General features: G+C 74.6%; 18 protein-coding genes and 1 pseudogene. 16 read left to right on the plus strand and 3 right to left on the minus strand.

Annotated features, from left to right (window positions below; genetic code table 11):
• The first annotated feature begins 39 nt into the window (after positions 1 to 39).
• The 9 genes from HCN52_RS03600 to HCN52_RS03640 are packed head-to-tail and all read left to right on the plus strand — an operon-like array spanning position 40 to position 9,632.
• On the plus strand, positions 40 to 690 hold the full coding sequence (locus HCN52_RS03600; RefSeq protein WP_168086881.1) for a class I SAM-dependent methyltransferase: 651 nt from the start codon (positions 40 to 42) through the stop codon (positions 688 to 690).
• Positions 691 to 713: 23 nt separating this feature from the next.
• Positions 714 to 2,081 carry a nucleotide disphospho-sugar-binding domain-containing protein gene (locus tag HCN52_RS03605; protein ID WP_168086882.1) on the plus strand — a complete coding sequence of 456 codons (1,368 nt, stop codon included), beginning with the start codon at positions 714 to 716 and terminating at the stop codon, positions 2,079 to 2,081.
• Positions 2,078 to 3,229 (plus strand): DegT/DnrJ/EryC1/StrS family aminotransferase, encoded by a 1,152-nt coding sequence (locus HCN52_RS03610; RefSeq protein WP_168086883.1) that lies wholly within the window; start codon positions 2,078 to 2,080, stop codon positions 3,227 to 3,229. The genes HCN52_RS03605 and HCN52_RS03610 overlap by 4 nt, the downstream gene beginning before the upstream one ends.
• Positions 3,230 to 3,277: 48 nt before the next feature.
• The gene (locus HCN52_RS03615; protein ID WP_168086884.1) at positions 3,278 to 3,883 is read left to right on the plus strand and encodes a dTDP-4-dehydrorhamnose 3,5-epimerase family protein; all 606 of its coding nucleotides are present in this window, start codon (positions 3,278 to 3,280) and stop codon (positions 3,881 to 3,883) included.
• Complete coding sequence (locus HCN52_RS03620; RefSeq protein WP_168086885.1) at positions 3,880 to 4,914, plus strand: glucose-1-phosphate thymidylyltransferase; 1,035 nt, start codon at positions 3,880 to 3,882, stop codon at positions 4,912 to 4,914. Before HCN52_RS03615 ends, HCN52_RS03620 begins: the two co-directional genes overlap by 4 nt.
• A complete protein-coding gene (gene rfbB / locus HCN52_RS03625; RefSeq protein WP_168086886.1) occupies positions 4,911 to 5,909 on the plus strand; it encodes a dTDP-glucose 4,6-dehydratase in 999 nt (332 codons plus the stop codon). Before HCN52_RS03620 ends, rfbB begins: the two co-directional genes overlap by 4 nt.
• Positions 5,906 to 7,216 carry a lipopolysaccharide biosynthesis protein RfbH gene (gene rfbH / locus HCN52_RS03630; protein WP_168086887.1) on the plus strand — a complete coding sequence of 437 codons (1,311 nt, stop codon included), beginning with the start codon at positions 5,906 to 5,908 and terminating at the stop codon, positions 7,214 to 7,216. The genes rfbB and rfbH overlap by 4 nt, the downstream gene beginning before the upstream one ends.
• On the plus strand, positions 7,213 to 8,595 hold the full coding sequence (locus tag HCN52_RS03635; protein WP_168086888.1) for an NDP-hexose 2,3-dehydratase family protein: 1,383 nt from the start codon (positions 7,213 to 7,215) through the stop codon (positions 8,593 to 8,595). The genes rfbH and HCN52_RS03635 overlap by 4 nt, the downstream gene beginning before the upstream one ends.
• Complete coding sequence (locus HCN52_RS03640) at positions 8,592 to 9,632, plus strand: Gfo/Idh/MocA family protein (RefSeq protein WP_168086889.1); 1,041 nt, start codon at positions 8,592 to 8,594, stop codon at positions 9,630 to 9,632. The genes HCN52_RS03635 and HCN52_RS03640 overlap by 4 nt, the downstream gene beginning before the upstream one ends.
• A gap of 163 nt (positions 9,633 to 9,795) precedes the next feature.
• On the opposite strand, the gene HCN52_RS03645 is transcribed toward HCN52_RS03640, so the two are convergent.
• Positions 9,796 to 10,218: a winged helix-turn-helix transcriptional regulator gene (locus HCN52_RS03645; protein ID WP_168086890.1), complete on the minus strand. Its 423-nt coding sequence runs from the start codon at positions 10,216 to 10,218 to the stop codon at positions 9,796 to 9,798.
• A gap of 165 nt (positions 10,219 to 10,383) precedes the next feature.
• Between HCN52_RS03645 and HCN52_RS03650 the strand changes: the two genes are divergently transcribed.
• Positions 10,384 to 11,244 (plus strand): SDR family oxidoreductase, encoded by an 861-nt coding sequence (locus tag HCN52_RS03650; protein ID WP_168086891.1) that lies wholly within the window; start codon positions 10,384 to 10,386, stop codon positions 11,242 to 11,244.
• 102 nt (positions 11,245 to 11,346) lie between these two features.
• Here the strand turns inward: HCN52_RS03650 and HCN52_RS03655 are convergent, their stop codons facing one another.
• On the minus strand, positions 11,347 to 12,165 hold the full coding sequence (locus HCN52_RS03655; protein WP_168086892.1) for a sugar phosphate isomerase/epimerase family protein: 819 nt from the start codon (positions 12,163 to 12,165) through the stop codon (positions 11,347 to 11,349).
• Positions 12,166 to 12,259: 94 nt separating this feature from the next.
• Here HCN52_RS03655 and HCN52_RS03660 point away from each other — a divergent pair, with 94 nt between their 5' ends.
• Positions 12,260 to 13,072: an ABC transporter ATP-binding protein gene (locus tag HCN52_RS03660; protein ID WP_168086893.1), complete on the plus strand. Its 813-nt coding sequence runs from the start codon at positions 12,260 to 12,262 to the stop codon at positions 13,070 to 13,072.
• Between the two features lie 62 nt (positions 13,073 to 13,134).
• Positions 13,135 to 13,867 (plus strand): annotated as a pseudogene (locus tag HCN52_RS03665) (ABC transporter permease).
• A gap of 48 nt (positions 13,868 to 13,915) precedes the next feature.
• Here the strand turns inward: HCN52_RS03665 and HCN52_RS03670 are convergent.
• Positions 13,916 to 14,848: a Ppx/GppA family phosphatase gene (locus HCN52_RS03670; RefSeq protein ID WP_168086894.1), complete on the minus strand. Its 933-nt coding sequence runs from the start codon at positions 14,846 to 14,848 to the stop codon at positions 13,916 to 13,918.
• Between the two features lie 37 nt (positions 14,849 to 14,885).
• Between HCN52_RS03670 and HCN52_RS03675 the strand changes: the two genes are divergently transcribed.
• From HCN52_RS03675 to HCN52_RS03690, 4 genes are all read left to right on the plus strand, one after another.
• Positions 14,886 to 15,809: a DUF3109 family protein gene (locus tag HCN52_RS03675; protein ID WP_376767085.1), complete on the plus strand. Its 924-nt coding sequence runs from the start codon at positions 14,886 to 14,888 to the stop codon at positions 15,807 to 15,809.
• A 252-nt stretch (positions 15,810 to 16,061) separates the two neighbouring features.
• A complete protein-coding gene (gene ilvD, locus HCN52_RS03680; RefSeq protein ID WP_168086895.1) occupies positions 16,062 to 17,906 on the plus strand; it encodes a dihydroxy-acid dehydratase in 1,845 nt (614 codons plus the stop codon).
• Positions 17,907 to 18,118: 212 nt separating this feature from the next.
• Entirely contained in the window at positions 18,119 to 18,724 is a 606-nt protein-coding gene (locus tag HCN52_RS03685; protein WP_209314122.1) for a Uma2 family endonuclease, read from the plus strand.
• Positions 18,725 to 18,815: 91 nt separating this feature from the next.
• Positions 18,816 to 19,322, plus strand: a complete 507-nt coding sequence (locus HCN52_RS03690) for a hypothetical protein (RefSeq protein WP_168086896.1) — start codon at positions 18,816 to 18,818, stop codon at positions 19,320 to 19,322.
• Positions 19,323 to 19,344 lie beyond the last annotated feature (22 nt).

The raw sequence follows: 19,344 nt of genomic DNA on the forward strand, positions 1-19,344 counted from the left end.
ACCCGACCGGCAGCACGACCGCGGACCGGGGGAGTGGGCATGAACGAGCCGTCGCGCGGCGCCGGCGAGGGCGCCGGACGCCCCCTGCCGACCGGCAGCGGCGTCGACATCTTCGAACGGCACTACGCCGGCGAACCGGGAGCCGGGTGGGAGATCCACCGACCGCAACGCACCCTGCGACGCATCGCGGCCGAGGGCCTGCTGCGCGGCCGGGTGCTGGACGTCGGCTGCGGCAGCGGCGACAACGCCCTGCTGTGCGCGGAGTACGGACTGGACACCACCGGTGTCGACGCAGCGCCCAGCGCCGTCGCCCTCGCCTCCGCCAAGGCCCGCGAGCGGGGCCTGACCGCCCGCTTCCTGGAGTGGGACGTCACCGAGCTCGCCGCGTTGGGCGAGCAGTTCGACACCCTGGTCGACGTGGGCTGCTTCCACTGCTTCACCCCCGAGGACCGACCGCGCGTCGCCCGCTCCATGGCCGCGGCGACGGTACCGGGCGGCCGCTGCTTCCTGCTGTGCTTCAGCGACCGCCAGCCGGGCAGCTGGGGCCCGCACCGCGTCACCGAGCAGTCGGTCCGCGAGAGCTTCACCGGAGCCGGCTGGGAGATCGACAGCCTCGAACCCGCCGAACTCGACGTCGCGTTCGCCCCCGGCGTGGCCCAGGCGTGGTTCGCCGCCATGACGCGGCGCTGAACCGGCCGGGGGAGTAGACCGAGATGCGCGTCCTGTTCGTCACCTGGCCCGCCGCCGCCCACCTCTTCCCGGCGGTCCCGCTGGCCTGGGCCCTGCAGGCCGCGGGCCACCAGGTGCGGGTCGTCTCGCACCCCGCGCTGGCCCACGCCGTCACCTCGGCCGGGCTCACCGCCGTCCCGCTCGGCGACGCGGCCACGCTGCCGGAGCCGCTGGGCGCCGGGCGGCCGGTCCCCGCGGAGACCGCCGAGCGCCTCGCACGCCTCACCGAGGCGCTCGACCTGACGGGCCGAGACCGCCAACTGTGGGCCTACCACCGCGACTTCCTGCTGCCCGCGGCCCGCGACTTCCAGCCGGAGTCCGCCCGACCCGCCGACCCGCACCCTGCCCTCGACGGGCTCGTCGGCTTCTGCACCGCCTGGCAGCCCGACCTGGTGCTGTGGGACCCCACCATGCCCGCGGCCGCCGTCGCCGCCGAGGTGGTCGGCGCCGCCCACGCCCGCTTCCTGTGGGGGCCGGACTTCTTCGGCTGGGCCGCGGAACGCCACGCCGCCGCCGCCGAGCGGCTCGGCGCCGCCGCCGTCGGCGAGGACCCGCTCACCGCCATGGTCCGGCCGATGGCCGAACGCCACGGACTCCCGGTCACCGACGCCCTGCGATACGGCCGGTGGAGCGTCGACCCGCTGCTGGACCGGCTGCGGCTCCCGACCCGGCAGCGCACCGTGCGGATGCGGTGGGTGCCGTACACCGGCAGCGGCGTCCTGCCCGACTGGCTGCGCGAACCCCCCGCCCGGCCCCGCGTCGCGATCACCCTCGGCGCCTCGGTGCGGGCCTGGTCGACCGAGAGCGCCCTCCTCACCAACCGCGTGCTGGAGATGGTCGACGGCCTCGACGTCGAGGTCGTCGCCACCCTCGACGCCTCCCAGCGGGCCCAGGCCGAGCGCATCCCCGACAACGTCCGGACGGTGGACTACGTCCCGCTGACCGAACTGCTCCCGACCTGCACCGCGGTGATCCACCACGGCGGCCACGGCACCCTGTGCGCCGCCCTCGCCCACCGCCTGCCGCAACTGGTCGTGATGGACCCGCGCGCTCCGATGGAGGCGCCGATGACCGGCCGGTTCCTCGCCCTGAGCGGCGCGGGCACCGGCGTCCGCGCCGACACCCGCTCCGGCGAGGTGCTGCGGGAGGGGCTGCGGCGCCTGATCACCGAGCCGTCCTTCCGCTCCGCCGCCGACGGCCTCTACCAGGACCTGCTCGCCGCCCCCGGGCCCGCCGAGACCGTCCCCGTCCTCGAACGCCTCACCCGGCACGGCCGACGACGGAACGCCGCACCCCCCGCCCCACCCGCACCCGCCGCGACGTCCGCCGCACGCCTGGGAGGAACACCGTGATCAACGTCTTTCAACCGAGCCTCGGCGAGGCGGAACTGGCGGCGGTGGCCGAGGTGTTCGCCTCCAACTGGCTCGGCAGCGGCCCGCGCACCCGCGCCTTCGAGGAGCAGTTCGCCGACCACCTCGGCGTCGACGCCGACCAGCTGCTCTTCACCAACTCCTGCACCGCCGGGCTGTTCCTCGCCGCCGAACTCCTCGAACTGGGCCCGGGCGACGAGGTGGTGATGCCCTCGGTGAGCTTCGTCGCCGCCGCCAACGCCGTCGCCGCCACCGGCGCACGCCCCGTGTTCTGCGATGTGGACCCCCGCAGCCTCAACCCCACCGCCGAGCACATCGAACAGGCGCTCACCGACCGCACCCGCGCCGTGGTGGTCCTCCACTTCGGCGGCGACCCCGGGGAGGTCGCCGCCATCGCCCGACTGTGCCGCGCCCGAGGCGTCCCGCTGGTGGAGGACGCCGCCTGCGCCGTCGCCTCCACGGTCGACGGACGACGCTGCGGCACCTTCGGCGACATCGCGGTGTGGAGCTTCGACGCGATGAAGGTCATGGCCACCGGCGACGGCGGGATGCTCCACGTCCGCGACCCCGAACTCGCCCGCCGCGCCCGCGTCCTCGCGTACCACGGCCTCGCCCGCCCCAGCGGCTACGCCTCGGCCCGCGTCTCCTCCCGCTGGTGGGAGCTGGACGTCACCGACTTCGGCCGCCGCGTGCTGGGCAACGACCTGACCGCCGCCATCGGCACTGTGCAACTGCGGCGGCTCCCGGAGTTCGTCGAGCGCCGCAGCGCCGTCGCCGCCGCCTACGACACCCTGCTCGCCGACGCCGAGGGCGTCCGCCTCCCGCCGCGGCCCGCAGCCGGCCGCACCTCCTCCCATTACTTCTACTGGGTCCAACTGGACCCCGCGGTGCGCGACCGGGTCGCCGCCACCCTGCTGGAACGCGACATCTACACGACGTTCCGGTACCCGCCGCTGCACCGGGTCCCGGCCTACGGCACCGACCACCCGGAGCTGCCCGGCACCGACGCGGCCGCCGAGTCGACCCTGCTGCTCCCGCTCCACCAGGCACTCACCGACGAGGAGGTGGCGACGGTCGCGAGGGAGCTGCGGGCCGCCGTCGCCCACCACGCGGCCCCCGCCCGCGTCTGACACGCCACCGCCACCCGCTGGGCACCCGCACACGAAGGGAGCGCGCCCGTGCAGATCGAGGAGACCGCCGTCGCGGGGGTCCACGTCACCACCCCCCGCCACCTGCCCGACGAACGCGGCACCTTCCACGAGGGGTTCCGCACCGACCTGCTGGAGGCCGCTGTCGGCCGCCCCTTCGTGCCGCGCCAGCAGAACCTCTCCGTCTCCCGCCGCCACACCCTGCGGGGCATCCACAGCGTCACGGTGCCGCCGGGCCAGGCCAAGTACGTCAGCTGCGTCCGCGGCGCGGTCCGCGACATCGTGGTCGACCTGCGGATCGGGTCACCGACCTTCGGCCGCCACCACGTCACCGAGCTGACCGCGGAGTCCGGCCGCGCCGTCTACATCCCCGAAGGCGTCGGCCACGGCTTCCTCGCGCTCACCGACGACAGCTGCGTCTCCTACCTGCTCTCCGGCCTCCACGTGCCGGGCACCCAGATCGACATCGACCCCTTCGACCCCGAACTGGCCCTCCCCTGGGACTGCCCGGCGCCTCCGCTGCTGTCCCCCAAGGACACCGCGGCCCCCAGCCTCGCCCAGGTCCGCGCCGCCGGCGCCCTCGCCCGGTGGGACGACGCCGCCCGCCGACCCGTCACGACGGGAGACCGCGCATGAAGGCCCTCGTGCTGGCCGGGGGGCTGGGCACCCGGCTGCGGCCCGTGACCCACACCATGCCCAAGCAGCTCATTCCGCTCGCCAACCGGCCGGTCCTGGAACACGTCCTGGACGACCTGCGGCCCCTCGGCGTCCGGGAGATCGGCGTCGTCGTCGGCGACTGGGGGCCCGACATCGCCGCCCGCGTCGGCGACGGGTCCCGGTTCGGCGCCCGCATCACCTACATCCCCCAGGAACGCCCGCTGGGCCTGGCCCACTGCGTCTCCATCGCCCGGCCCTTCCTCGGCGACGACGACTTCGTGATGTACCTGGGCGACAACCTCATCCAGGACGGCGTCACCGCCACGGCCGAGCAGTTCGCCGCACGCCGCTCCGACGCCCACCTCGCCGTCGCCCGGGTCGCCGACCCCCGCTCCTTCGGGGTCGCCGAACTCGACGCGCACGCCGAGGTGGTGCGGCTGGTGGAGAAGCCGCGCCACCCCCGCAGCGACCTCGCGCTGATCGGCGTCTACTTCTTCTCCGCCGCCATCCACCGCGCCGTCGCCGCCATCACCCCCAGCGCCCGCGGCGAACTGGAGATCACCGACGCCGTGCAGTGGCTGCTGGACCGCGGCGCCCGCGTCACCGCGGGCGAGTACACCGGGTACTGGCGCGACACCGGACGCATCGAGGACCTGCTCGACTGCAACCGGCGCCTGCTGGACGCCCTCGCCGCCGACCGCGGCGGCCCCGCCGACCGGGTCCTCCTGGCGCCCGGCGCCACCACCGCGCGCTCCACCCTCACCGGCCCGGTGCTGATCGGGGCGGGCTCGGTCGTCGAGAACTGCCGCATCGGGCCGGGCACCTCGATAGGCGAAGGATGTGTCGTGCGCGACAGCACACTGGAGAACTGCATCGTGATGGACGGCGCGCGCGTCGTCGGACGGCACGGCCTGCGGGACGCCCTCCTCGGCCCCGCCACCGCGCTCGGGACCGGGCCGCACGACGCCCGCCTCGGCGCCCCCGCCGGCCCCCTGGAGGTGACCGCGTGAGAGTCCTCGTCACGGGCGGCGCCGGCTTCGTCGGCTCCCACTACGTCCGCACCCTCCTCGCCGGCGGCTACCCCGGGTACGAGAGCGCCGAGGTCACCGTCCTCGACAAGCTGAGCTACGCCGGCAACGCCGAGAACATCCCGCTCTCCCACCCCCGACTGCGCCTCGTCCGCGGCGACATCTGCGACGCCGCACTCCTGCGCGAGGTGCTGCCCGGCCACGACGCCGTGGTCCACTTCGCGGCCGAGTCCCACGTCGACCGCTCGCTCGACGACCCCGGTGTCTTCACCCGCACCAACGTCCTCGGCACCCAGACCCTGCTCGACGCGTGCCTGCGCGCCGCCGTGCCGCGCATGGTGCACATCTCCACCGACGAGGTCTACGGCAGCATCACCGAGGGCTCCTGGACCGAGCGCTCCCCGCTGGAACCCAACTCGCCCTACGCCGCCTCCAAGGCCGCCTCCGACCTGGCGGTGCGGGCGTACTGGCGGACCTTCGGGCTGAACGTCTCGATCACCCGGTCCTCCAACACCTACGGGCCGCACCAGCACCCGGAGAAGCTCATCCCGCACTTCACCACGCGCCTGCTGGACGGCGAGCCCGTACCGCTGTACGGCACCGGCCGCAACGTCCGCGACTGGGTGCACGTCGACGACCACGCGCGCGCCGTGCAGACCGTGCTCACCGGCGGCGCCGCCGGCGAGGTGTACCACGTCGGCGGCGGCAACGAACTCACCAACCTCGCCATCACCGACCGGCTCCTCGCCCTCTGCGGCGCCGACCCCGCGCTGGTGCGGCACGTCGCCGACCGCAAGGGGCACGACCAGCGCTACTCGCTGGACTGCACGAAGATCCGCGACGAGCTCGGCTTCACCCCGCGCGTCGGCTTCGACGACGGACTGGCCGCCACCGTCGACTGGTACCGGCACCACCGCGGCTGGTGGCAGCGGGCGCAGCAGCGCACCCGCGACGAGCAGGAAGGGACGTCCGCATGAGCGAGGACCACCGCCGGGCGGTCCTGGAGGAGACCCGGAAGTACCACCGGAGCCTGCGCGGCCCCGAGGAGTTCGTCCCCGGCGTCACCGAGATCTGGCCCTCGGGAGCGGTGCTGGACGAGACCGACCGCGCCGCCCTCGTCGAGGCCGCCCTCGACCTGCGGATCGCCGCCGGCCCCGCCTCCCGGAAGTTCGAGTCCTCCTTCGCGCGGCTGCTCAAGCGCCGCAAGGCGCACCTGACCAACTCCGGCTCCTCCGCCAACCTCCTCGCCCTGACCGCCCACACCTCCTCCCACCTGCCCGAGGAACGCCGGCTGCGCGCCGGCGACGAGGTCATCACGGTCGCGGCCGGCTTCCCCACCACCGTCAACCCGATCGTGCAGAACGGGATGGTGCCGGTCTTCGTCGACATCGACCCCACCACCTACAACACCACCGCCGACCGCGTCGCCGCCGCGATCGGACCGCGCACCCGCGGCATCATGATCGCCCACGCCCTCGGCAACCCGTTCGAAGTGGCCGAGATCGCCCAACTCGCCGCCGACCACGGCCTGGTCTTCATCGAGGACAACTGCGACGCGGTCGGCTCGACCTACCAGGGGCGGCTGACGGGAACCTTCGGCCACGCCAGCACGGTCAGCTTCTACCCCGCGCACCACCTGACGATGGGGGAGGGCGGCATCGTCACCACCTCCGACCTCCGGCTCGCCCGGATCGTGGAGTCGCTGCGCGACTGGGGCCGCGACTGCTGGTGCGAGCCCGGCAAGAACGACACCTGCCTGAAGCGGTTCGACCAGCAGTTCGGCGACCTGCCCTCCGGTTACGACCACAAGTACGTCTTCTCGCACATCGGGTACAACCTGAAGTCGACCGACCTCCAGGCCGCTCTCGGGCTCTCCCAACTCACCCGCCTCGACGAGTTCGTCGCCGCCCGGCGCCGCAACTGGCGCCGCATGCGCGAGGGGCTCGACGGGGTGCGCCACCTGCTGCTGCCCGAGCCCACCCCCGGCAGCGAACCGAGCTGGTTCGGCTTCGTCATGACGGTCGCCCCCGACGCCCCCTTCACCTGCGGCGAGTTGACCGGCTTCCTGGAGAGCCGCCGGATCGGCACCCGGCGCCTGTTCGCCGGCAACCTCACCCGCCAACCCGCCTACCGGAACATCCCGCACCGGGTCGTCGGCGAGCTCACCCACAGCGACACCGTCATGACCAGCACCTTCTGGACCGGCGTGTACCCGGGCCTCACCGACGAGATGATCGACTACGTCGTCGCCTCCGTACGGGAGTTCACGGCGGGCCGAGGATGAGGCCCGGCACCGCCGAGCACCCCGCGGCGTCCGCCACGCGGGAGCGGCTCGCCCGCTCCGCCGCGGCGACCGGCTCCCCGGGCCTCGCCGCCGACGTCCGCGACTGGCTCGCCTCCCGGGGCCGGGCCCGACCCTCCCGGGTCCGGCGGATACCCCTCGCCGCGCTCGACGGCTGGCGGTTCGAGGAGGACGGCGGCGACCTCGCACACACCAGCGGCCGGTTCTTCCGTGTCGAGGGCGTCCGGATCGACGGCGGCCCCCACCCCTTCGGCGACTGGCAGCAGCCGATCATCCGGCAGCCCGAGATCGGCCTCCTCGGCATCCTGGCCAAGGAGTTCGACGGCGTCCTGCACTTCCTGATGCAGGCCAAGATGGAGCCCGGCAACCCCAACCTGCTCCAGCTCTCACCCACCGTGCAGGCCACCCGCAGCAACTACCAGCGCGCGCACGGCGGTTCCGCCGTCCGGTACCTCGACCACTTCACCGGTGACCGCCCCGGCCGGCCGCTGACCGACGGACTCCAGTCCGAGCACGGCTCCTGGTTCTGGCAGAAGTCCAACCGCAACGTCGTCGTCGAGACCGACGCGGAGGTGGCCCCCGACCCCGACTTCCGCTGGTTCACCCTCGGGGAACTGGGCGCCCTGCTCCACCACGACGACCTCGTCAACATGGACTCCCGCTCCGTCCTGGCCTGCCTGCCCGCGCCGCGGCCCGGCGGCACCCCGCGGCACACCGCCGTGGAGATCGCCTCCTGGCTGACGGGGGAGCGCGCCCGCCGCCGCCTCCTCGCCCGGCCGGTCCCGCTGCGTTCCGTGGCGGGGTGGACCCGCGAGGAGTCCGCGGTACGGCACCGGGAGGACCGCTGGTTCCGGGTGGTCGCCGTCGCGGTGGAGAGCGAGAGCCGTGAGGTGGCCGGCTGGACCCAGCCGCTGTTCGAGCCGTGCGGGCCGGGCGTCACCGCGTTCCTCGTCCGCCGGATCGGCGGCGTCCCCCACCTGCTGGCCCAGGCCCGAGCCGAACCCGGCCTGCTGCACACCGTCGAGATCGCCCCCACCGTCCAGTACGCGCCGCACAACTACGCCCACCTGCCGACCGCGGCCCGGCCGCGCCACGCCGACCTCGTCGCCGCCGCCACCGGTCCCGCGGTGCGCTACTCCGCCCTCCACTCCGACGAGGGCGGCCGCTTCCTCGACGCCCGCACCCGCTGCCTGTTCGTCTCCGTCGACCACCTCGACGACCCCGCCGCCGACGACCCGGGGCCCGGCTTCTGCTGGCTCACCCCCGACCAGCTCGGCGCCCTCACCCGGCAGGGCCACCAGGTCAACGTGCAGGCGCGTACGCTGCTCTCCGTCCTGCACACCGGAGGAGTGACGCTGTGACCGGCCACGACCGGCCCGGGACCGGGAGCGACCGCCCCGCGGTGCGGGTCGCGGTCCTCGGCACCGCCGACATCGCCCGGCGCCGCATGCTGCCCGCGTTCGCCGCGTGCCCCGACACCACCGTCGCCGTCGTCGCCGGCCGGGACCCGGAACGGACCGCCGCGCTCGCCCGTTCCTACGGCTGCCGCGCCGCCGCCACCTACGACGAGCCGCTCGCCGACGACACCGTCGACGCGGTCTACGTGCCGCTGCCCAACTCGCTGCACCACCGCTGGGCGCGCGCCGCGCTGCTGGCCGGCAAGCACGTGCTGGTCGAGAAGCCGGCCGCGACCTCGGCGGCGGACGCCGAGGAACTGGTGGCCCTCGCCCGCGACCGCGGCCTCGCCCTGGTGGAGAACGTCCTCTTCCCCCACCATCCGCAGCACCGGGAGGCCGTGCGGCTCGTCACCGACGGGGCGATCGGCCGGGTCCAGTCGCTGGAGGCGGCGTTCACCGTCCCGCGCCGCGCCGAGGGCGACATCCGCCACCGCCCGGAGCTCGGCGGCGGGGCACTGTGGGACGTCGGTGTCTACCCCGTGCGGGCGGCCCTCCACCTGGCAGCGGTGCTCATGCCACCCGGCGCCCCTCCGGGACCGCCGGGCGCGTCCCCGCTCCGGCTCGTCGGCGCCACCTCCCGCCGCCGGCCCGGCGAGGCGGTGGACACCGCCGGCAGCGCCCTCCTCGACGCGGGCGAGGGTGTCGCCGTCCAGCTCACCTACGGCCTCGACCACGCCTACCGCAGCAGCTACACCCTGCACGGCACCACGGGACGCCTCACCGTCGAGCCCGCGTTCACTCCGCCCGCCGACCACCGCCCGCTCCTGCGGCTGGAGCGCGACGGCACCGTGCACGACCACCCCGCGGCCGCCGCGGACCAGGTCGCCCGCGCGGTGGCGGCGTTCGCCCAGGCGGTGCGCACGCGCGCGGAGCCCAGCGGCGACCTGGTGACCCAGGCCCGCCTCCTCGCGGCCGTCGCCCGCGCCGCGGCACCTGCCTGACCCGGCGCAGGTCTGACCCGGCACCTGTCCGACAGCGACACCTGCCTGACGCGGCGGCGGGCGCGGCGCCCTCGGCCCGGGCCGCGCGGGCGCCCTCCGGTCGCACGCGGGAAAGCGGGGGCGGGGGAGCGCGCCGCGCGTCACCCGCCGCGCGGGCGCCGCCTCACGACCGCGCGCGGTCGTAGCGCTGCTGCGCCCCGATCACCGCCGGCATCTCGGCGTGGAGCAGCTCGATGAGGGCGAGCAGCCGGTCGGCGGTGTCCCGGCCCAGCTCGGTCAGCCGGTACTCCACCCGCGGCGGCAGCACCGCATGGACCTCCCGGTGGACGAACCCGTCGCGTTCCAGGGACTGGAGCGTCTGGGCGAGCATCTTCTCGCTGATCCCGTCGACGCGGCGGCGCAGCGCGTTGAACCGGGCCGGTCCCTCCCGGAGCGCCGCCAGGACGAGCGCTCCCCACCGGCCGGTGAGGTGCTCCAGCACGGGGCGCGAGGGGCAGCCGCGCGCGAAGACGTCGAACGGCTTCGCCGTGACCGCCTGCGGCGGGCCGGTGCGGGCGGCAGCGGCCGCCCGGGGGGTCTCGCTCATGGCGCCATCGTACCGCCGAAAACGCAGCACTTTCGAAAAGTTTGCACTGCGGAACTCGCGGCGTAGATTGGATGCCGTACCCGCACGGTACGGACCGCCGTACCGACGCCCCGCTCCGGGCCCGCCGACGGCGGCCCAGCACCGCAGAACCGAAGGAAGTACGTGATGATCACTGTCACCGGTGCCACCGGTCAGTTCGGCCGCCTCGCGATCGAACAACTGCTGGCGCGCGACGTACCGGCGGCCGGCATAGCCGCCGTGGTGCGAGACCCGGAGCGCGCGGCGGACCTGGCCGACCTCGGGGTCGAGCTGCGGCAGGCCGATTACGACCGCCCCGAGACCCTGCCCGCCGCGCTGCGCGGCACCGAGACGCTGCTGTTCGTCTCCTCCACCGGCCCCGACGACCAGCGCATCGTCCAGCACCGCGCCGTCGTCACCGCCGCCCGCGAGGTCCGGGTCGGCCTCGTCGCCTACACCTCACTGGTCGGCGCGGATGTCAACACCCTCGACCTCGCCCGCGTCCACCGCGACACCGAGGGCGCGCTCGCCGAGTCCGGGCTGCCCACCGTGCTGCTGCGCAACGGCTGGTACACCGAGAACTACACGGCCGGCCTCGCGGACTCCGTCGCGCGCGGCGAGATCGTCGGCGCCGCCGGCGACGGCCGTGTGGCCGCGGCCTCCCGCGCCGACCTGGCCGAGGCCGCGGCGATCGTGGTCACCTCCGAGGACCAGGCGGGCCGCATCCACGAGCTCACCGGGGACACCGCCTGGACCCTGCCGGAACTGGCCGCCGAGGCAGCCCGGGTCTCCGGCCGCGAGGTCGCCTACCGCGACCTCGGCGGCGACGGCTACGCGCAGCTGCTGGCCGAGGCGGGACTGCCCGACTTCGTGGTGTCGCTGCTCGTCGACTCCGATGTCAAGGTCTCCAAGGGGGCGCTGGCCGCCGTCACCGGCGACCTCCCCGCGCTGCTGGGCCGCGCCACGACCCCGCTCGCGGAATCCGTCCGCGCCGCGCTCGCCGACTGACCGCCCCGCTGCGCCGCGCCGCCCCGCCGTCCTGCCGCCCCGCCGTCCTGCCGTCCGGACGGTGCGGGTCGGCCGGGGCACAGCAGCGGCTGCCCGTCGCCGTCAGGCGCCGCGGTGCGGCACGCCGGCCGCGAGGTGCAGCCGGGTGAAGGCCAACGCTTCCGCGAGGTCCGCCTCCCGCTCGTCGCCGGAGACCGCCCGCCGCGTGTTCACCTCCACCACCACGTGCCCGGTGAACCCCGTCGCGCCCAGCCGGCCCAGCAGTTCCCCGCAGGGCTGGCTGCCGCGCCCCGGCACCAGGTGCTCGTCCTTGGCCGTGCCCGTGCCGTCGGCGATGTGGACGTGCGCCAGCCGGTCACCCATCCGCTCCGCCATCGCGAGCGTGTCCACCCGCGCGGTCGCGGTGTGCGAGGTGTCCAGCGTGACGTGGCGGTAGTCGCTCTCCGTCGGGTCCCAGCCGGGGGAGTAGGCGAGCATCTCGCGCTTGCGGTACCGCCACGGGTACATGTTCTCCACCGCGATGCGCACGTCGGTGTCGTCGGCCAACCGCCGCACCCCGGCGACGAAGTCCGCCGCGTAGGCGCGCTGCCACCGGAACGGCGGATGCACCACCACGGTGTCCGCCCCCAGCCGCTCCGCGGCCGAGCGCGACCGCCGGAGCTTCACCCACGGGTCGGTCGACCACACCCGCTGCGTGATCAGCAGACACGGCGCGTGGATCGCCAGCACCGGCACGTCATGGCGCTCCGACAGCCGTGCCAGCTCGTCGACGTCCTGACTGACGGGGTCGGTCCACACCATGACCTCGACGCCGTCGTACCCCAGCCGGGCCGCCGTCTCGAACGCGGCCGCGGTGTTCTCCGGGTAGACGGAGGCGGTGGACAGGCCGACACGCGTCGGCGGTAGCGCAGCTTCAGGCATAACGCGCCCCAGCGTAGACGCTGCCGCGGCCGCACCGGCGGACGCCGACCGCGACCTGCTTGACCCCGCCGCCGCCACGGAGCACGATGCGGACGTGAGCGACGAACCGGGAGCGAACCGGTCAGAACCGGCCCGGCCGCGCGGCGCCGCCGGTGCGTCGGGGCGACCGGCTGCGGTCGACGCCCGGGAGCTGACCGTCGAGCGCGGCGGGCGGCCCGTCCTCCACGGCATCACCCTCACCGTCGCGCCGGGCACCGTCACCGGGCTGCTCGGGCCGTCCGGCTGCGGCAAGACCACCCTGCTCCGTTCCGTCGTCGGCACCCAGGCGCGCGTCCACGGCCGGCTCAGTGTCCTCGGCCGCCCGGCCGGCGACCCCGGGCTCCGCTCCCGCATCGGGTACGTCACCCAGGAGCCCTCCGTCTACCGCGACCTGACCGTCCGGCAGAACCTCGACCACTACGCCGCGATCCTCGGGGTCGGGCGTCGGCGCCGCGCCGCCGAAGTGGCGCGCGTCCTGGACGACGTGGACCTGCGGGACCGGGCCGGGGCGCTCACCGCCGACCTCTCCGGCGGACAGCGGTCGCGGGCCTCGCTCGCCGTCGCCCTCCTCGGCGAACCCGAGCTGCTCGTCCTCGACGAACCGACGGTCGGGCTCGACCCGGTGCTGCGGCGCGACCTCTGGCGCCTCTTCCACCGCCTCGCGGCGGGCCGCGGCACCACGCTGCTCATCTCCTCCCACGTCATGGACGAGGCGGACCGCTGCGACCGGCTGCTGCTGATGCGGGACGGCAGGATCCTGGCGGACGACACCCCGGACGGCCTGCGTCGCGCCACGGGCGCGGCCACCGTCGAGGACGCCTTCCTCCGCCTCGTGGAGACCCCGCCCGCCCGCGGAGGCAGCCGGTGACCGCGCAGCCCCCGACGGTCCCCGGCCGCACCCGCTCCGGCCGCACCCGTGCCGCCGCCCACCTGACGTGCACCGGCGCGACGGCGCTGCGCGTGCTGCGGCAGCTGGCCCACGACCCGCGCACCGTCGCGCTGCTGCTGCTCGTGCCCGTCCTGCTGCTGATCCTGCTGTACTACGTCTTCGACGCCGACCGCACCGGCTTCACCCGCATCGGCGCCATCCTGCTCGGCGTCTTCCCGCTGATCACCATGTTCCTGGTGACCTCCATCGCCACCGAAGCGGGAACGCTCCGGCGGCACCCTGGAGAGGCTGCTCACCATGCCGCCGGCGCGGGTCGACCTGATCGCCGGCTACGCCCTCGCGTTCGGCGGACTCGCCGTCGTCCAGGCCGCGTCGGCCACCTCCGCCGCGGTCTTCGTCCTCGACCTGCGGCCGGCCGGCTCGCCGTGGCTGCTGCTGGTCGTCGCCGTGCTCAACGCCCTGCTGGGCATGGCCCTCGGCCTGTTCGTCTCGGCGTTCGCCGCCACCGAGTTCCAGGCGGTGCAGTTCTTCCCCGCGGTGATCGTCCCGCAGATCCTGCTCTGCGGCCTCTTCGTCCCCCGGGACAGCATGCAACCGGTGCTCTCGGCCGTCTCCGACGTGCTGCCGCTCTCCTACGCGGTCGACGGCATGACCGAGGTCGTCAACCATCCCGGCGTCACGGCGGCCTACGTCCGGGACGTGGTCGTCGTCGGTGCCGTCACCGTCGCGGTGCTGGCGCTCGGCGCCGCCACCCTCCGCCGCCGCACCCCCTGACCGCAGCACCTCCGGGGGCGGGCCGCCACCCGGACAACCCCGCCGCGGTCAGGCCGCGCGCATCCGGTCCAGCCGCCGCAGGATCACGCCCTCCCGCAGCGCCCACGGGCAGATCTCCATCGACACCACCCCGAACAGGTCCATCGCCGCCTCCGCGACGACCGCCCCGGCGACCAACTGGTGCGCGCGCCCCTCCGAGACGCCCGGCAGCAGCGCCCGCTCCCGCGTCGGCAGCGCCGCCAGCTTCGGCGTCCACGACCGCAGCGCCTCCGCCGCCAGCTGCCGCCGCACGTACTGGCCCTCCGAGCTCCGGGCCGCGCCCGTCAGCCGCGCCAACTGCTTCAGCGTCTTGGAGGTGCCCACCACCCGGTCCGGCTCACCGATCCGCGTGAACTCGCCGACGACCTGCGCGATCTCCGACCGCACCGAACGCCGCAGCCTCCGCACGTCCCCCGGGTCCGGCGGATCGCCCGGCAGCCGGCCCGCCGTCAACCGCCCCGCTCCCAGCGGCAGCGAGACCGCCGCCGCCGGCTCCTCGTCCGTCCCGAACGCGATCTCCAGCGAGCCGCCGCCGATGTCGACCATCAGCAGCCGGCCCGCCGACCACCCCAGCCAGCGCCGGGCCGCCAGAAACGTCAGCCGCGCCTCGTCCGCACCGGACAGCACCTGGAGCGTGACGCCGGTCGCGGCCTCCACCCGCCGCAGCACCTCGTCCGCGTTGGTGGCGTCCCGGACCGCCGACGTCGCGAACGGCAGCAACTCGGCGACGCCCCGGTCCTCCGCCACGGTCAACGCGTCGTGCACCGTGGTGATCAGCCGCTCTATCCCGTCGCTCCCGATGGCGCCCGAGGAGTCCAGCAACTCGGCGAGGCGCAGCTCCGCCTTGTGGGAGTAGGCGGGCAGCGGGCGGGCGCCGGGATGTGCGTCGACCACCAACAGGTGGACCGTATTCGATCCCACATCGAGAACACCTAGTCTCATGGGCCGCCACGCTACTCCTTCCCCGTACCCTGGCGGTGTGACATCGACGAATCGGGCAAAGCTCGGCAAACGACGGAAAGCCCGAGGCCAGAGCGGTGATGAGCCCGCCGCTGCGCCGGCCCCGACGGACGGCGCGAGCCGCCGTGCCGCCGGTGACGAGGTCGACCTCGACTTCCCCCGCGCCTGGGTCGAGTTCCCCGACCCCGCCGACGCCGAACAGGTCTTCCGCTGCGACCTGACCTGGCTGACGTCCGGGTGGAACTGCATCTTCGGCCGCGGCTGCCAGGGCATCCGCGCCGGGCGCGCGAGCGACGGCTGCTGCACGCTCGGCGCGCACTTCTCCGACGAGGAGGACGAGGAGCGCGTCGCGCTCCATGCCGCGCGCCTCACCCCCGAGACGTGGCAGTACCACGCCGAGGGCACCGGACCCGACGGCTTCGTCGGCCTCGACGACGACGGCGAACGCCAGACGCGCCGCGTGGACGGCGCCTGCCTCTTCCTCAACCGGCCCGGCTTCCCCGGCGGCGAGGGCTGCGCCCTGCACACCCTCGCGCTGCGGGAGGGCCGCGAGCCGCTGGAGACCAAGCCGGACGTCTGCTGGCAGCTGCCGGTGCGCCGCACCTACGAGTGGGTCGAGCAGCCGGACGGCGAGCAGCGGCTGATCGTCTCCATCGGCGAGTACGACCGCCGCGGCTGGGGCCCGGGCGGCCACGACCTGAACTGGTGGTGCACGGGAGCGCCCTTGGCCCACGGCGGGCAGCGCCCCGTGTACCTCTCCTACGCCCCCGAGCTGATCGAGTTGATGGGCAAGGACGGGTACGAGGTGCTGGTCGGGTTCTGCGAGGCGCGGCTGGCGGCGACCGCCCCCGCCGGGCTCCCGGACGGCGCCCGCCCGCTGCCGCTGCTCGCCCCGCACCCGGCCGACGCACCGGCAGGGGGCTGCGGCTCCGGCTGCGGCTGACCGACCGGCCGCGCGGCCCTGCCCGCCCGGGGCCGCGCGCCTCGTTGGTCTCAGGATCCGGTACGAGCGTCCCGTCAGGCGGGCGGGACGCGTAGGCTCGACATCCGGGGCACCGTCGGACGCGCGCGACGCCGGCGCCGTGCGGAGCCCGCAGGGCCGACCGGGCCGCGGCCGTCGCCGAGCGCCGCGACCGCAGCCGGTCCCACAACCGAACCGACCGCAGCACCGAGACCCACCCGGGAGCGCCGAGCCATGCCGACACTGAGGTCCCGCACCGTCACCCACGGCCGCAACATGGCGGGGGCGCGCTCCCTCCTGCGCGCCGCCGGCGTAGCGCGCGAGGACTTCGGCAAGCCGATCATCGCCGTCGCCAACAGCTTCACCGAGTTCGTCCCCGGCCACACCCACCTCCAGCCGGTGGGCCGGATCGTCTCCGAGGCCATCAGCGCCGCCGGCGGCATCCCCCGCGAGTTCAACACCATCGCGGTCGACGACGGCATCGCCATGGGCCACAGCGGCATGCTCTACTCGCTGCCCTCCCGCGACCTGATCGCCGATTCGGTCGAGTACATGACCGAGGCGCACTGCGCCGACGCGCTGATCTGCATCTCCAACTGCGACAAGATCACCCCGGGCATGCTGATGGCCGCGCTGCGCCTCAACATCCCCACGGTCTTCGTCTCGGGCGGCCCGATGGAGGCCGGCAAGACGACCCTGGTGGACGGCACCGTCCGCTCCAACCTGGACCTGGTGCACGCCATGTCCGAGGCGGTCTCCGACACCGTCTCCGACGAGGACCTGGAGCGCATCGAGGAAGCCGCCTGTCCGACCTGCGGCTCCTGTTCCGGCATGTTCACCGCCAACTCGATGAACTGCCTGGTCGAGGCGTTGGGGCTCGGCCTGCCCGGCAACGGCTCCGTGCTCGCCACCCACACCGCCCGCCGCGAGCTGTACGAGGCCGCCGGCCGCACCGTGGTGGAGATCACCAAGCGCCACTACGACCAGGACGACGCCACGGTGCTGCCCCGCGCCGTCGCCTCGCGCGCCGCCTTCGAGAACGCCATGGCGCTGGACGTCGCCATGGGCGGCTCCACCAACACCGTGCTGCACCTGCTGGCCGCCGCCCAGGAAGCCGGCCTCGACTTCACCATGAGCGACATCGACGCGGTCTCCCGCCGGGTGCCGTGCGTCTGCAAGGTCGCGCCCAACGGCGACTACCACATGGAGGACGTCCACCGGGCCGGCGGCATCCCCGCCATCCTGGGCGAGCTGCACCGCGCCGGCCACCTCCACGAGGACGTGCACGCCGTGCACGCCGACTCGCTCGGCGAGTGGCTCAAGAGCTGGGACATCCGCGGCGGCTCGCCCTCCCCCGAGGCCACCGAGATGTTCTACGCCGCCCCCGGCTGCGTCCGCTCCGCCACGGCCTTCTCGCAGTCGGAGCGCTGGGACACCCTGGACACCGACGCCGCCGGCGGCTGCATCCGCGACGCCGCGCACGCCTACAGCGCCGACGGCGGCCTCGCCGTGCTCTACGGCAACCTCGCCACCGACGGCTGCGTCGTGAAGACGGCCGGCGTCGACGAGTCGATCTGGACCTTCACCGGCCCCGCGGTGGTCGTGGAGTCCCAAGAGGCGGCGGTCGAGGCGATCCTCCAGAAGCGCGTCACCGAGGGCGACGTGGTCGTCGTCCGCTACGAGGGCCCCAAGGGCGGCCCCGGCATGCAGGAGATGCTGTACCCGACCGCCTTCCTCAAGGGGCGCGGCCTCGGCGCCAAGTGCGCGCTGATCACCGACGGCCGGTTCTCGGGCGGGACCTCCGGGCTGTCCATCGGCCACGTCTCCCCGGAGGCCGCGGCCGGCGGCACCATCGCCCTCGTCGAGAGCGGCGACCTCATCGCCATCGACATCCCGAACCGCACCATCGAGCTCAAGGTGGACGACGCCACGCTCGCCGCCCGGCGTGAGGCGCTCGACGGGCAGTACCGGCCCGTCGACCGCGAGCGCACGGTCTCGCTGGCGCTGCGCGCCTACGCCGCCATGGCGACCAGCGCCGACAAGGGCGCCGTCCGCGACATCACCAAGCTGGAGGGCTGACCGCCCGAAGGCCCCCGCACGTCCGCACGCCGCCCTCCGCCCGCTCCGGGCGGAGGGCGGCGGCGTCACGTCACGCCCCGGACCGCCGTCGCTCCGCCCGCTCTACCACCGGGTCGCCGCCTACGGGCGGGTTCGCGGGTGTTTCGCTCGTTCGGTCCGGTGAACCCTTTCTGCGCTGGGTAGTGTGGGCGGCACGAGGCAGAATCCCGTGCATGGGAGGACTCATGACCGCCGCCGAACCGCGCCGCCCCGTCTCCTGGCCGGTGCCGCCCGAAGGCGGCTGGACCGTGGAGGACCTCTACCGGCTCCCCGACCTCCCGCCGCACACCGAGCTGATCGACGGGAGCCTCGTCTTCATGAGTCCGCAGCGACGTTTTCACGCGCTGGTGATCTATCTGCTGGAGCACGAGCTCCGGGTCCAGGCACCGACACACCTTGCTGTGGAACGTGAGATGACGGTCGTCCTCTCGGCGCGCACCGCCACCGAGCCCGACCTCTCGGTGGTGCAGCGGAGCGCGGTCGGCGGCCTCACCACCACCCGCTACCGGGCCGAGGATGTCGTCCTCGCGGTCGAGGTGGTCTCGCCGGACTCCACGGCGCGGGACCGCGACACCAAGCCGCACAAGTACGCGGCCGCCGGCATCCGGCACTTCTGGCGGGTGGAGATGTCCGCCGACGACGAGAACCCCGTCGTCTACGTCTACGAGCGCGACGACGTCACCGGCGCCTACGTGCCGACCGGCATCTTCCACGACCGGCTGAAGGTGTCCGCGCCGTTCCCCGTCGACGTCGATCTCACCGCCGTCCACACCCTCTGAGCCGCGGTCGAGCCGGCGCGCCGCCGGCGGAACGCCCGCTTCCGCCGACCTCCCCCTCCCGCTCCGGGCAGCGCCCGTCATACTGTCCGCCATGAGCAAGGAGCCGCAGAGCGTCGCCGAGGGCGACGACGCCCCGAAGCCCGAGCCCATCCGCTTCTACGGCACCACCTGGGTGGACCGCTCCGGGCTGTACCCGGTGCGCCGGTTCGCGCTGGGGTTGGCGGCGGTCTCGCTCGCCGTCGTCGGCGTGGTGCTGCTGCGCCTGGTCTACGAGGGGCTCTACATCGCGGACTCCGCCACCTGGCTGACCACGCTCCTCGTGCTGGCGTTCGCGATCTGCTCGGCGGTCGCCTTCAACCGCACCTGGTCCTCGTACAAGCGGCCGGCCCCCGGCGACGAGCACGCCTTCCGTTCGATCAAGGCCATCGGCTTCGTCGGCGTCCTGCTCGCCTACGGCATCCGCAGCGGCCTGGAGGCGCCGGGGGAGCAGCTCCGCCGCACGGCGTACGAGCAGGAGCTGAGCCAGTACCGGCGCCGCACCACCAAGCGTTCCGGCAACCCCTCCCGCCGCGGCGAGAAGGGCCGCCGGCGGCGCTGACCGCCGACCCGGCCGGCGGCCC

Source organism: Streptomyces bohaiensis, from assembly GCF_012033785.1.
Classification (GTDB): domain Bacteria; phylum Actinomycetota; class Actinomycetes; order Streptomycetales; family Streptomycetaceae; genus Streptomyces; species Streptomyces bohaiensis.

What these genes read in the sequence shown, in the direction of transcription:
- HCN52_RS03620 (WP_168086885.1), top strand. Translation starts at nt 3,880, where the DNA reads ATGAAGGCCCTCGTGCTGGCCGGGGGGCTGGGCACCCGGCTGCGGCCC.
- HCN52_RS03645 (WP_168086890.1), bottom strand. Translation starts at nt 10,218, where the DNA reads ATGAGCGAGACCCCCCGGGCGGCCGCTGCCGCCCGCACCGGCCCGCCG.
- HCN52_RS03655 (WP_168086892.1), bottom strand. Translation starts at nt 12,165, where the DNA reads ATGCCTGAAGCTGCGCTACCGCCGACGCGTGTCGGCCTGTCCACCGCC.
- HCN52_RS03670 (WP_168086894.1), bottom strand. Translation starts at nt 14,848, where the DNA reads ATGAGACTAGGTGTTCTCGATGTGGGATCGAATACGGTCCACCTGTTG.
- HCN52_RS03605 (WP_168086882.1), top strand. Translation starts at nt 714, where the DNA reads ATGCGCGTCCTGTTCGTCACCTGGCCCGCCGCCGCCCACCTCTTCCCG.
- HCN52_RS03685 (WP_209314122.1), top strand. Translation starts at nt 18,119, where the DNA reads ATGGGAGGACTCATGACCGCCGCCGAACCGCGCCGCCCCGTCTCCTGG.
- HCN52_RS03650 (WP_168086891.1), top strand. Translation starts at nt 10,384, where the DNA reads ATGATCACTGTCACCGGTGCCACCGGTCAGTTCGGCCGCCTCGCGATC.
- HCN52_RS03690 (WP_168086896.1), top strand. Translation starts at nt 18,816, where the DNA reads ATGAGCAAGGAGCCGCAGAGCGTCGCCGAGGGCGACGACGCCCCGAAG.
- rfbH (WP_168086887.1), top strand. Translation starts at nt 5,906, where the DNA reads ATGAGCGAGGACCACCGCCGGGCGGTCCTGGAGGAGACCCGGAAGTAC.
- HCN52_RS03600 (WP_168086881.1), top strand. Translation starts at nt 40, where the DNA reads ATGAACGAGCCGTCGCGCGGCGCCGGCGAGGGCGCCGGACGCCCCCTG.
- ilvD (WP_168086895.1), top strand. Translation starts at nt 16,062, where the DNA reads ATGCCGACACTGAGGTCCCGCACCGTCACCCACGGCCGCAACATGGCG.
- HCN52_RS03635 (WP_168086888.1), top strand. Translation starts at nt 7,213, where the DNA reads ATGAGGCCCGGCACCGCCGAGCACCCCGCGGCGTCCGCCACGCGGGAG.